At 64.0% G+C, this 12855-nt stretch carries 12 protein-coding genes; 2 read left to right on the forward strand and 10 right to left on the reverse strand.

The features are described 5' to 3' along the window. Window positions 1–3 precede the first annotated feature (3 nt). The gene (gene ccrA / locus Q0C17_RS11555; protein WP_291206209.1) at window positions 4–1275 is read right to left on the reverse strand and encodes a crotonyl-CoA carboxylase/reductase; all 1272 of its coding nucleotides are present in this window, start codon (window positions 1273–1275) and stop codon (window positions 4–6) included. Between the two features lie 152 nt (window positions 1276–1427). On the opposite strand from ccrA, the gene Q0C17_RS11560 reads away from it, so the two are divergent. Further along, a complete protein-coding gene (locus Q0C17_RS11560) occupies window positions 1428–2318 on the forward strand; it encodes an aminotransferase class IV (RefSeq protein WP_291206212.1) in 891 nt (296 codons plus the stop codon). Here the strand turns inward: Q0C17_RS11560 and Q0C17_RS11565 are convergent. Beyond that, on the reverse strand, window positions 2258–2566 hold the full coding sequence (locus Q0C17_RS11565) for a SemiSWEET transporter (protein WP_291206215.1): 309 nt from the start codon (window positions 2564–2566) through the stop codon (window positions 2258–2260). The two genes, Q0C17_RS11560 and Q0C17_RS11565, sit on opposite strands and share 61 nt — an antisense overlap. A gap of 52 nt (window positions 2567–2618) precedes the next feature. Then, the gene (locus tag Q0C17_RS11570) at window positions 2619–3122 is read right to left on the reverse strand and encodes a hypothetical protein (protein WP_291206218.1); all 504 of its coding nucleotides are present in this window, start codon (window positions 3120–3122) and stop codon (window positions 2619–2621) included. Window positions 3123–3274: 152 nt separating this feature from the next. Between Q0C17_RS11570 and Q0C17_RS11575 the strand changes: the two genes are divergently transcribed. Further along, complete coding sequence (locus Q0C17_RS11575; protein WP_291206221.1) at window positions 3275–5269, forward strand: methylmalonyl-CoA mutase family protein; 1995 nt, start codon at window positions 3275–3277, stop codon at window positions 5267–5269. Here Q0C17_RS11575 and Q0C17_RS11580 read toward each other — a convergent pair. The 7 genes from Q0C17_RS11580 to Q0C17_RS11610 all read right to left on the reverse strand — a co-directional run bounded on the left by Q0C17_RS11580 (window position 5266) and on the right by Q0C17_RS11610 (window position 12757). Beyond that, window positions 5266–7092 (reverse strand): DUF885 family protein, encoded by a 1827-nt coding sequence (locus Q0C17_RS11580; protein ID WP_291206224.1) that lies wholly within the window; start codon window positions 7090–7092, stop codon window positions 5266–5268. The genes Q0C17_RS11575 and Q0C17_RS11580 overlap by 4 nt on opposite strands. 70 nt (window positions 7093–7162) lie before the next feature. After that, on the reverse strand, window positions 7163–7816 hold the full coding sequence (locus tag Q0C17_RS11585; RefSeq protein ID WP_291206227.1) for a hypothetical protein: 654 nt from the start codon (window positions 7814–7816) through the stop codon (window positions 7163–7165). A gap of 77 nt (window positions 7817–7893) precedes the next feature. Then, window positions 7894–9144, reverse strand: coding sequence for a multidrug effflux MFS transporter (locus Q0C17_RS11590; protein WP_291206230.1), 1251 nt, complete (start codon window positions 9142–9144; stop codon window positions 7894–7896). A gap of 145 nt (window positions 9145–9289) precedes the next feature. After that, a complete protein-coding gene (locus Q0C17_RS11595; protein WP_291206233.1) occupies window positions 9290–9880 on the reverse strand; it encodes a hypothetical protein in 591 nt (196 codons plus the stop codon). Window positions 9881–9953: 73 nt separating this feature from the next. Further along, window positions 9954–10532: a hypothetical protein gene (locus tag Q0C17_RS11600; RefSeq protein ID WP_291206236.1), complete on the reverse strand. Its 579-nt coding sequence runs from the start codon at window positions 10530–10532 to the stop codon at window positions 9954–9956. Between the two features lie 97 nt (window positions 10533–10629). Then, window positions 10630–11244 (reverse strand): glutathione S-transferase family protein, encoded by a 615-nt coding sequence (locus Q0C17_RS11605; protein ID WP_291206239.1) that lies wholly within the window; start codon window positions 11242–11244, stop codon window positions 10630–10632. 82 nt (window positions 11245–11326) lie between these two features. Next, window positions 11327–12757: an aldehyde dehydrogenase family protein gene (locus tag Q0C17_RS11610; protein WP_291206241.1), complete on the reverse strand. Its 1431-nt coding sequence runs from the start codon at window positions 12755–12757 to the stop codon at window positions 11327–11329. Window positions 12758–12855: the final 98 nt, after the last annotated feature.

Raw genomic sequence — 12855 nt, forward strand, 5'->3', positions numbered from 1 at the left:
GGTTCAGCCCTGGCCGTTGACGGCCAGCACATCCTCGACCGTACGCAGGCCCGGTTTCGGCGCGGTGACGAGCACCGCCATGTTGCCAGGCAGGTGTTTGTTGTCGAGCATCTTCTCGTGGGCGAGCGGAATGTCCGCCCAGGGGAAGACTTCTGACATGCCGGGATCGATGCGGCGGTTGATCACCAGCTGGTTGGCCTCGGATGCCTGTTTGAGGTTCGCGAAGTGCGAGCCCTGTACGCGCTTCTGGCGCATCCAGAGGAACCGGGCATCCATAGTCAGGTTGAAGCCGGACGTGCCGGCGCAGATCACCACCATGCCGCCGCGCTTCACAACGAAGACAGAGACGGGGAAGGTCGATTCGCCCGGATGTTCGAATACGATGTCGACGTCTTTCTTGCCCGTGATGTCCCAGATCGCTTTGCCGAACTTGCGGCTTTCTTTCATGTAGTCCGCGAATTCCGGCCCGTTGACCTTCGGCAGCTGTCCCCAGCATTTGAAATCACTGCGGTTGATCACGCCCTTGGCGCCGAGGCTCATCACATAGTCGCGCTTGTCTTCTGATGAGACCACGCCGATGGCGTTTGCGCCGGTCACCGCGCAGAGCTGAACCGCGAAGCTGCCGAGGCCACCCGAGGCGCCCCAGACCAGTACGTTGTCTGCCGGGGCGAGAACGTGCGGACGGTGGCCAAACAGCATCCGGTAGGCAGTGGCGAGCGTCAGCGTGTAGCAGGCGCTTTCTTCCCAGGTGAGGTGTTTCGGGCGCGGCATACACTGGCGCGCCTGCACGCGGCAGAACTGGGCGAAGCTGCCGTCAGGTGTCTCATAGCCCCAGATACGCTGACTTGGCGACAGCATCGGGTCGCCGCCATTGCATTCCTCGTCATCGCCGTCGTCCTGGTTACAGTGGATCACCACTTCGTCACCAGGCTTCACACGGGTCACCCGCTTGCCGACGGCCCAGACGATGCCGGCGGCATCGGAACCTGCCACCTGGTATTCGTCCTTGTGACTGTCAAAATAGGAAATCGGTTCGCCCAAGGCGGCCCAGATACCGTTGTAATTGACGCCGGCCGCCATGACGAGAACAAGGACTTCGTCGGAATCGATTTCGGGAACGGGGACCTGTTCGACCTTCATGGCCGTCATCGGCCGGCCATGACGTTCTTTCCGGATCGTCCAAGCGTGCATCATCTTGGGAACGTGGAATTCGGGCGGGATTTCGCCGATACCGTAGATGTCTTTTGTGACCCGGCCTGCCGTTTTGGTCGCCATCACTTTCCTCCGTTATGATCTCTATACGCTGCCCGGCACTCTTTCGGTGACTTCACAGCCCTGATTGGCGCGGGCACAGTGGCAAGTGTCATGCCGCAGCGCAAGAAAAATGTTGCGGCGCACAAACCCGTCCAGAATCTGAGGCCCCGCATATGCCTGTCTGCCCCGTCGTCCATCTAAATGGATCGTTTTTGCCGCTCGGCGAGGCGCATGTGTCGCCGCTGGACCGGGGCTTCCTGTTTGCCCACGCCGCCTACGAGGTCACTGCCGTCTATGGCGGCCGCTTCGTTGACCTGCCGGGCCATATCGCCCGTCTCATCCGCACACTGGAGGGGATTGCCATCCCGAACCCGCATGATGCCGCCGGCTGGGAGGCGCTGCACGCGGAACTGATCGTACGCAACAGATTGACCGAAGGCCTCGTCTATCTGGAAGTCACCGGCGGCGCTTATGACACGCGTGATTTCGCCGGGCCGGAAACCTTCGTGCCGACCGTTTTCGCCTATGCCGACGAAAAGGCCCTGATCGGCGAGAAGGCCCGCGACGGCATCAGGGCCGTGTTCCTTAACGATACACGTTGGAAGCGGCGCGACATGAAAACCACGCAGCTCCTCTCCCAGGCGCTCGCCTACCGCGCCGCCAAGGCGCAGGGCGCAGAGACCGCCTTCATGGTCGAGGACGGGTTTGTCACCGAGGCCGCCTCTGCGAACGCCTGGATTGTCACCAAAGCCGGCGAGATCATCACCCGCGATCTCTCGCCCGCCATCCTGCCGGGCATCACCCGCACCGGCGTCATGGCGCTTCGGGAGAAGGGCGGCTTTACCATCACCGAGCGCGCCTTCACGCCGGACGAGGCGGCGGGCGCTGCTGAAGTCTTCACGACCTCCGCCGGCGCCATGATCGCCCCGGTCACGCATCTGGAAGGCCGTGCCATCTCCGGCGGCGTGCCCGGCCCGGTCACCCGCAGGATCCAGCGCCTCTATTACGAAGCAATGGGCGCCGATATCTCTTCGGCGGCGCCCTGGGCTCTGGAGCGCGCCTGAAGCATGGCGCGCGCCTTCATCGTAAGGATGAGGGTGGCGAGGACGAGCGTGATAGCGTTTGCCAGGATGATTGGCAGCGCCGCCTGCAGGACGCCGTAAGCCAGCCATGCCGCCACACCGATTGTGAAAAGCGCATACATCGCCAGCGAGATGCCCTCCGTCTTGCCGGTGCGCAGCACAAGCAAGGCCTGCGGCACGAAGGAAAGCGTTGTCAGGAAAGCGCCGACGAAGCCGAAAAGGTCTGACATGGCATGCGTTCCCCAAACAGCTCCCCAGCCGTAGCGAGGATCGCGGGCGGCGTCACCGTGGATCGTTGTCGAGGATTTCGCCCTCGAGAATGACGGTTTCGGCCGGCGCGCTGCGGGGTGGCGGGTGGCCGGGCTCGGTACGCATCGGGGCGAGGGACGCGCTCAAGGCGTTGGCGAGCAGGGCGCCGCCCGCCGAGAGGCCGATGACGGCGAGGTCCGGCCAGCCGAGTTCACGCGACAGTGCCGTGTCCCGGAACAGTGCCAGCACGCCGAGGGTAACCACGAACAGGCCCGTCAGCAGGCCGAACCGCGCGGCGAGGCCGGTCAGCAACGTGCCCGCAGTCGACGGGATCTCGATGCCCAGCGCCCGCCCGAACCGGCGCCGCTCGATCAGGCTCACCGCCAGCATCGCCCCGGCCAGCGCCGCGACCGAAAGCCAGCCGCGCTCGAGGATCGCCATCAGCACCGCGCCCAGCGGAAAGGCCGCCAGCGAGCCGGCCCGCAGCGAGATGGCCGTCTTGAGTGTGGCCACGGGATCGGGGGCAGGACGGGTCACGAGCAATGTTCCGGAACTGGAGCAGAAGGTTTGGTCAGGATGTCGGGGTTCGCGGCTTGCATTCAAGCCGGGTGCGGCACAGTTTTGCCGGGCCTTGCCAGCAGGCAGCCCCTCAGCCATGTTGCGCCGCACAAAAGGGGAGGCAAAGCCGGATGAGCAAGCCCGATACAAATTACCAGCACGCGCCCGAAGAACCCTGGATCTTCCGGACCTATGCCGGCCATTCGACCGCAAAGAAGTCGAACGAACTGTACCGTCTGAACCTCTCCAAGGGCCAGACCGGCCTGTCGATCGCTTTCGACCTGCCCACCCAGACCGCCTATGACGCCGACCACATCCTGTCGAAAGGCGAAGTCGGCAAGGTCGGCGTGCCGGTCAAACACCTCGGCGACATGCGCCTCCTGTTCGACCAGCTGCCGCTGGAGCAGATGAACACCTCGATGACGATCAACGCGCCGGCCGCCTGGATGCTGGCGCTCTACGTCGCCCTCGCCGACGAGCGCGGCGAAAGCCGCAAGAAGCTGCGCGGCACGACCCAGAACGACATCGTCAAGGAATACCTCTCCCGCGGCACCTATGTGTTCCCCCCGGAGCCTTCCCTGCGGCTGATCGCGGACATGGTCAGCTGGTGCTATGTCGAAGTTCCGAAATGGAACCCGATGAACGTCTGCTCCTACCACCTTCAGGAAGCCGGCGCGACACCCGAGCAGGAACTCGCCTACGCGCTCGCAACGGCGATCGCCGTGCTCGATACGGTCAAGGCCGGCGGGCAAGTTCCGGAATCAGACTTTGAGACTGTCTTCGGACGGATTTCCTTCTTCGTGAATGCAGGAGTCCGTTTCGTAACAGAACTCTGCAAGATGCGCGCCTTCGTCGACCTCTGGGAAGAGATCGGCCGCGAGCGCTACGGCGTTACCGATCCGAAGGCACTGCTCTTCCGGTACGGGGTGCAGGTGAATTCCCTTGGCCTGACCGAGCCGCAGCCGGAAAACAACGTTTACCGCATCCTCATCGAGGCGCTCGCCGTCACGCTGTCGAAACGTGCCCGGTGCCGCGCCCTGCAACTGCCGGCCTGGAACGAGGCCATGGGTCTGCCGCGCCCCTGGGACCAGCAATGGTCGCTGCGCCTCCAGCAGATCCTCGCCTACGAGACCGACCTGCTCGAGTTCGAGGACATCTTCGACGGCAGCCACGTCATTGACGCCAAGACGAACGAGTTGAAGGAAAAGGCCCGCGCGACACTGGCCAGGATTGACGCGCTCGGCGGGGCCAAGGACGCGATCGGCTTCATGAAGGAAAGCCTGGTCGGCGCGCATATCGACCGCATCCGCGCCATCGAATCGGGCGCCCTGAAAGTCGTCGGCGTCAACAGCTATACGGAAACGGAAGAGAGCCCGCTCGGCTCAGGCGACGGCGCCATCATGACGGTCGATCCCGCCGAGGAAGCCGCGCAGGTCCGCGACCTCAAGGCCTGGCGCGCCGGCCGCGACGGCAAGGCCGCCGAAGCCGCGCTCGCCGCCCTGCGCGCCGCCGCTGCCGAGAACCGCAACATCATGGAGCCGTCCATCGCCTGCGCGAAGGCGGGCGTCACGACCGGGGAGTGGGGCACCGTGCTGCGCGAGGTGTTCGGCGAATTCCGCGCGCCCACAGGCGTCGCGCTCGTCGTCGGCTCCGATGGCGGCGAAGACATCGAAACCGTGAAGGCCGAAGTCGCCCGCGTCTCGAAGGCACTCGGCCGTACACTGACCTATGTGCTCGGCAAGCCCGGCCTTGATGGCCACTCCAACGGCGCCGAGCAGATCGCGGCACGCGGCCGCGCTGTCGGCATGGAAGTCGTCTATGAAGGTATCCGCTTCACGCCGTCGGAAATCGCGGCGCAGGCGAAAGCGGCCAATGCACACGTTGTCGGCCTGTCGATCCTTTCGGGTAGCCACCTCGATCTCGTTCGCGAGACCATCTCGCAACTGCGCGCTGCCGGTCTCGGCGATGTGCCGGTCGTCGTCGGCGGCATCATCCCGCCGGAAGATGCCCGCGCGCTGAAACAGATGGGCATTGCCCGCGTCTACACGCCCAAAGATTTCAAGATCACGGAGATTATGAGCGACGTAACGAAGCTCGTCGAGAAGGCCTGGCTGGTAAAGGGCTAGGCGCCCTTCGCCAGTTCTGAAGCGATCCATTCATCAACGACCTTGTCGAGAATGCCGAGTGGCATGGCGCCGTTGCCAAGTACGGCTTCGTGGAACTGCCTCAGATCAAACTTGTCACCCAGCGCCGCTTCCGCCCGCGCCCGCGCCGCGAGGATCGAAAGCTGCCCCGTCTTGTAGGCCGTTGCCTGTCCCGGCCACACGACATAGCGCTCGATCTCACGCACGACTTCGTCTTCGGACTGCCCGGTCTTTTCCTTCATGTAGACGATGGCCTCTTCGCGCGACCATTTCTTTGCGTGCATGCCGGAATCGACAACCAGCCGCACAGCGCGGAACATTTCCGCCTTGAGCCGGCCAAGGTCCCCCAGCGCGTCTTCGTCATACATGCCCATATCGGTCGCGGCGATCCGCTCGGCGTACAGGGCCCAGCCTTCGGTATAGGCTGTGAACGGACTGAATTTCCGGATCATCGGCACGCCGGTGATCAGCTGCGCGGCGGAGATCTGGAAATGGTGGCCGGGCGCAGCTTCATGGTAGAGCAGGGTGGGCAACGTCCAGCGCGGATTGTCGGTGGTGGTTTTCTGGTTGATGTAGAACCGGCCAGGACGAGAGCCGTCCAGTGCGGGCGGTGTATAATATCCGCCGGCTGAAGAATCCTGCGAGTATTCCGGGACACGGACGATCTCCAGGGGTTGCGGCGGCAGGGTGACGAAGTAGTCGCCTGCCTTGGCCATCACCTGCTCGTTCAGTTGCACGAGGTAGTCCAGCATCTCCTGACGGCCGGCCTCATCATTGGTGAAATTGTGGGCCGGATCGGTCATCAGCGCTTCGACGCGTTCTGACTGCGTGCCCTCGGTCAGGCCGGCCGCTGCCAGGATGGCGCCGACTTCCGCCTCGATCCGCGCCACTTCCGACAGGCCAAGCGCGTGGATTTCCTCGGCGCTCATGTCTGTTGTCGTCTGTGACTTCAGCGCCGCAGCGTAGATCCGCTCGCCGTCCGGGATGCGCCAGATTCCGGCATCATGCGTGGCTTGCGCGCGCATGTCCTGCATCAGTGCAATCATCGCCTCGTAGCCCGGGATGACGCCGCTTTCCACCGCTTCGGTAGTGTCCGCCAACAGCGCGGCCTTCGTTTCGGCTGTCAGCCCTTCGACCTTGTCGAGGCGCGCCGGCAGGCTGGTGACCAGGATGTTCCCGTCAGCGCCACCTTCAATGAACGCCTTCATGCCGGCAATCGACTTGTCGATGACGAAGTCCGGCGGAATGACGCCGGCCGCGCGGTCGTCTTCGACACGCGCGCGCACCTCCTCCAGCACGCGGCCGAACTCCCGCACGCGGCTCACATAGCGTTCTGCGCTCTTTTTGCTGACGATCACATGGGTGTCCGTCAGGAACCGGGGCATGTCGACCGTCACCCCGGAAATCTGGTTCACGCGGTAACCGCCGTGTTCGAACTCCGCCTGCCGGATCAGCTCATCGAAGAACCAGGCGACGATTTCGTAGCTGAGCAGTTCCTGTCCCTTGAGGCCCTCGGGTCCGTACTTGTCGAGGCCCGCGCGGGCGCTGCGCAGCTTCGCCAGCTGTTTCTGTTCGCCCGCCTCGGTGTAATCGCCCAGCTTGCCGGAGTGGAAATCCAGCGGCGTGTTGTCGATCAGGCCCAGCTGCGTCATCAGCTCGGGCGTCTCCATCGCGAAGGAGATCGTCGCCTTGTTTATATAGTTGTTGATGCCGACCGGCTTCCACCAGAACCAGGTATAGAGGCCGAAGGCGGCAACGATCAGCAGGCCGAACAGCCCTGCGAGAATTTTCAGGAAAAGGCGCATGGATCAACCTCCGCAGGCGTTCGCGAGGCCTTGCCTAGCCTCTCTCTGCGCTGGCGTCACCCGGCAGCGTTCAATTGCCGGAAGCGGCGTCGCGGAAGGCCTGCAACATAGCCAGGGCCTCGAGCTGTTCAGGCGGCAGGTTATCCACCGGCGGGCAGCGCGGGTCGGTATTCTGGATCGCCTTCACCATCACCGGCGTCAGGGGGATCGGGTCGCAGCCATGCGTCTGCTCGCAGATCAGATCGAACTCCGGCTTCGCCTTCTCATGGCAGGCGAGGCAATTGCCGCCGAACTGGTTGACCACATCGTCCGCCCCGCGCACGCGGATCGTCGCGCCTGCAGCCGTCACGTCCAGCTCGAAGAATTCCCAGTCCCTGGTCGCCGCGTTGAAGCCTGCCTCGCGCTTGACCATCACTTCGCCGGGCACCAGCTGCACGACCGAACCAGCCGGATAGACCGATCCCGTTTCGGACTCGGCGGCGGCAATGGTGCCGTCAAGGTTGCCGAGCAGGTTGTCGACGAAGAAGCCGCGCACGGGGTGCATGTCGCGGATGCATTTGAAGTCGGCTTCGGTGGGTTCGAAGGGCGCAGGGGCAGGTGCCTCCGCGGCGGCCGCTTCCACCGGCGTTTCAACTGGCGCCGGTCCGGACTGGCCGCAGGCAGCCACTATCATGGCGCCTAAGCAGACAAAGACAGGACGCAGAAAGCGAGCAGTAACGGTCATGGTATTCCCCCCGGCATCACGCCTTGCCGCATCCGAAGCTACGCCAACGACCTTCGCCGTAAAGATGTCACCCGGCGTCAGCGCGTGCTGAACAGGCGGCCTTTTTCGGTAATCAGCACGATCGCCAGAGACACGGCGCCAAGCACCGCGAAGCCCAGCATCAGCGGCACGGTCGAACCATCGAACCGCGAGCCGATGAAAGCGCCGATCAGGGCCGAGGCCAGTGTGGTGGCAAAACCGTAAGCGGCAGAGGCCGTCCCGGCGATCCGGCCGAGCGGCTCCATCGCGAGCGCAGAGAAGTTGGAACCCATCAGGCCGAAGCAGCCGAACGCGAGCGCAAACAGCGGGAAGAACACCGCGAAGTTTTCGCCGAACAGCATCGTCGAGATCGCAAGGCCTGCCGAAATCGCCGTGAACACGATCAGCGCCGTATGGCTGATCCGGCGCATGCCGAGCTTCTCGACGAGACGCGAGTTCGTGAAGTTCGCCAACGCCATCACGCCCGCCACACCGGCGAACCAGTAGACAAACGTGTCGCCCTTTTCGAACACTTGGCGGAACACCTGCTCAGACGAGGCGATGAACGCGAACAGCGCGCCGAACACGATGCCGGAGGCGCACATGTAGCCGAAGCTCACCGGGGAGCGCAGCACGCTCATATAGGCGCCAAACGCGCTCGCGAGGTTCAGGGGCCGTCGGGCCGCCGCCGGGAGCGTCTCGGGCAGCCGGGCCAGCGTCCAGGCCAGCATGATGGCGCCCCAGATCGCCAGCCAGATGAAGATGCCTTCCCACGGCGCAAACAGCAGGATCAGCTGGCCAAGGCTGGGCGCGAGGATTGGCACGATCATGAAGATCGTCATCACCAGCGACATGAAGCTCGCCATCGCGCGGCCCGCGAACAGATCGCGCACCACCGCCGAAGCGACGATCCGTGCGCCGGACGAAAAGACGCCTTGCAGGAAGCGTGCGGCGAGCAGCAACCAGAAGTCATGGATCAGCACGCAGACAAGCGAAACGATGATGTAGCCGATCAGGCCGATGAACAGCGGCGCGCGCCGTCCGAACCGGTCGGTGATCGGGCCCCAGACAAGCTGCGGCGCGCCGAAGCCGAGCACGTAGGCAAAGATGATCAGCTGCTGGCGGTTGTCGATGGCCCCGCCTTCGTTGGTCAGCCCGGTCGCCGCCGCGATCTGCGACAGCGCCGGCAGCATGATGTCGATCGCCATGGCGTTCAGTGTCATCAGGCCCGCCACCATGCCGACAAGCTCCGCTTTGCGCATCCCGGTCGGGGGCGCCATTGCGGCAACGGTCGTTTCGGTATCGGCCATGAGGAAATGCGGTGTCCGGACGAATATGGAACGGCGCGTTCTGAACCCCTGAGGCGGCCTTGCCTAGTGCCGATTGGACATAGCTTGCATGAAAAAGCCCTGCGCCGGTGCGCAGGGCTTCGTCAGGTCGTCAGGTGCCGGATTGTCAGGCTGCCGGGCGCTGGATCGAGCCCGTGAGGTTGAAGATCACCTGGCTGGCATCGAAGTAGGCGACATCGTCCGGTTTCGGACCCTTGCCCATCACGATCTCGGCCGAGGCGACATAGCTCGTGCGCTCGCGGTACTCCGAAGGCCCGCCCCAGAAGGGATCATAGGCACCCCAGCGCGAGTAATAGGCCGGACCGGGATAATAGCGCCGGTAGGGATCATGGAAGTAGGCCGCGCGGGGGCCGAAATAACGGTAGTCCAGGTAGAAGTGATCGTAGAACGGATCATAGGCCGAGGGCGACCCGACCAGTCTGGTGGTCGCGTCCGTATCCCGGCGAACGACGCGGAAATGGTCATACCCGCTCTGCTTCGTCAGCTCTGCGGCGCGGTAGAGAAGGTAGGTTTCCACCGTCTTGCGGTCGGTCAGCGAGTTGCCCTCGAACTGGACCTGAAACCGGTTGTCCTCGATCTTCTGTTCCGAATAGCCGCTGTCACTGGCAGTCAGCGCCTGCTGGTAAGGCGTGGCCGTGGCGCAGGCGCCGAGCAGCGCCAGTCCGGCAAATGCGGCGGCAAGGGTGAGCCGTTTCATGAGGGCAGCCTCCGTTAGCTTCTATACCCTATCATGTGGCCACTCGAACCTGAATGCCAGCCAACAGGGGGCATCACTTTTGTGTGAGGCGCCGGGCGACGGCGCCGCTGTCGATGAACAACAACGCGACAGTCACGAGATAGATCCCGGCGACCGCCGCCGGAAGCACGGTAAACCGTCCCTCGGGCATGTATTGCCAGATACCGAAGGCGACGACCGCCCGCACGATCACGTGGAACAGGAAAGGCAGAGGCCGGCCATAGCTCCAGCCAAACACGGGCCAGTGCCCGGACATGCCAATGGCGAGGATCAGAGGCGTCAGCGCATTGAAGTTCCACATCGCGGCAATCGCCGTCGGCCAGAAGAGCAGCATCGCGCCCATCGCCATGAAGACGGCGCCCTGGTCGGGCACCTTCACTTTCATGAACCGGTTGCCGAAGATCGCCGCGAGGGCGACCGCCACCGGGAAGATCGCGCCGGACATCACCGCCGCCAGCAGCGACCAGTTGGCGGGATCCATCCGCAGGCCCAGCCAGGCCAGCACGCCCCAGTAAGCTGCGCCGGCCAGCGGCACAGGCCAGCCGCCCCGCGCTTCGGCATAGGCGGCAAGCCGTCCGGCTTTCAGGGCGGCATTGAGTTCGGCGACGGTCATGGGGACCTGATCCTTTCATGCAGACATCAACTTTGAAATACAAAGTTGTTTGCGAAAGATCAAGACCTGCGACCGGCGAAATTGCGCGGGCCGCGCCTCAGACGCCGACCGCCAGCATCGCCTTGTAGGCCGGACGCGCCGTCACCTTCTCCAGCCAGGCCTTCGTCGCCGGCCGGTTCGCGAGGCCGCCCTGCGCGTCGGTCATCACGATCTGGAAGCCCATCAGGCAGTCGGCCGCCGTGAACGTGTCCCCGGCAAAGTAGGGATGCTTCGAAAGGTGCGCCTCGATATACCCCCCAACCTTATCGCGCTCCCCGGCGATCATCTGCGCCACCGGTCCTTCGGTGATGCCCGCCATGCCCGTGTACAGTGCCAGCAGGCCCGGCAGGAACACGGCGCCCTCGGCCGCGTGGACCCATTCGAGGTAACGCGGGAAATCCGGCGAGTCCGGCTTCGGGTGAAGCTTGTGGCCGGAATCATGTTTCGCCAGCAGGTATTCTGTGATCGCGCCCGTCTCGGCGATTACGACGCTGCCATCCTCCAGCAGCGGGGACTTGCCGAGCGGGTGGATTTTTTTCAGGTCGGGCGGCGCGAGGCGTGTCGTCTCGTTACGCTTGTGATGGATGATCTCGTGCGGAACGCCCAGCTCCAGGAGGAGCCAGACGATGCGCTGCGAACGCGAAGCGTTGAGGTGGTGAAGTTTCAGGGCCATCGAAAATTCCTCTGTATCCGGACAAAAAAGAAGCGGCAGCTTTCAAGGGCTGCCGCTTCGGTCGATTTACGGGCGCGCCAGATCAGGCCGCAGCGTAGCCGATGACAGCTTTCACTTCGAGGAATTCCTCGAAGCCGTGCTCGCCCCACTCGCGGCCGTTGCCCGACTGTCCGTACCCGCCAAACGGTGCCGAGAAGTCAGGGCGTGCGCCGTTGACCTGAATCTGGCCGGCGCGAATACGGTTGGCGATCGCGTTGGCTTCCTTCTCCGGGCCCTGCACATAACCGGCGAGGCCGTAGACGGTGTCGTTTGCCATCGCCACGGCTTCATCCACCGTGTTGTAGGGCAGGATGCAGAGCACCGGCCCGAAGATTTCCTCGCGGGCGATGGTCATGTCGTTGGTCACATTGCCAAACACGGTCGGGCGGGCGAAGTAGCCCTTGTTGAAGCCCTCCGGGCGTCCCGGGCCACCGGCGACAAGGGTTGCGCCCTCTTCGATGCCCTTCTGGATCAGGTCCTGAACCTTCTGGTACTGGTTGGCGTTCGAAATCGGGCCGATGGCGCCCGGCGTCGCTTCTGCCGGCATCATCACCTTCACGGACTCTGCGGTTGCCTTGGCAATCGCGAGGGCCGCGTCATGCTGGTCTTTCTGCACGAACATGCGGCTCGGCGCGTTGCAGCTCTGGCCCGTATTGGTCATCATCGACATCACGCCGCTGGAGACGGCTTTGGTCAGATCGGCCGTCGGCAGAACAATGTTCGGGCTCTTGCCACCCAGTTCCTGCGCGACGCGCTTGACAGTCGGGGCGGCGGCTTGGGCGACGAGCACGCCGGCGCGGGTCGAACCGGTGAAGCTCACCATGTCGACATCCGGGTGCGCGGAGAGCACCGAGCCGACGCCCGGGCCGTCGCCGTTGACGAGGTTGAACACGCCCTTCGGCACGCCGGCTTCATGCAGGATTTCTGCGAAGATCATCGCATCCAGCGGCGCGATTTCCGAAGGCTTCAGCACCATCGTGCAGCCCGCGGCAATCGCCGGGGCTACCTTGCAGGCGATCTGGTTCAGCGGCCAGTTCCAGGGCGTGATGAACGCGCAGACGCCGATCGGCTCCTTGCGCAGCAGCGTCGTGCCCTTCAGTTCCTCGAACTTGTAGGAACGCAGGATCGCCGCCGTTGTCGCAAAATGTCCCATGCCGGCCGGCACGTGTGCGCCATTGGCAAGCCACATCGGGGCGCCCATCTCGCTTGAGATCGCTTCGGCGAGTTCCGGCATGCGCTTCTGGATGCCGGCCGTGATCTTGTCGAGCAGGTCGGCGCGGTATTCGACCGAGGTCTGCGAGAAGCTCGGGAAGGCGGCCTTGGCAGCGGCCACGGCCTTATCTGCATCGGCTTTCGAGCCAAGCGAGATGACGGCGAAGTTTTCTTCGGTGGCCGGGTTTTCGACTTCCAGGCGGCGCGGCGTCACCGGGTCAACCCATGCGCCGTCGATGTAGAATTTCAGGTACTCTTTCATGGGCCGGGGCCTCCCTTTGGCTCGTCTGATTAGGCTCAGAGATGACTATAGGAGACGCAACGCGTTTTCGCCACTACTGACGCGAGGGGAGGCGACCG

The organism is Hyphomonas sp. (assembly GCF_022844445.1).
Classification (GTDB): Bacteria; Pseudomonadota; Alphaproteobacteria; order Caulobacterales; family Hyphomonadaceae; genus Hyphomonas.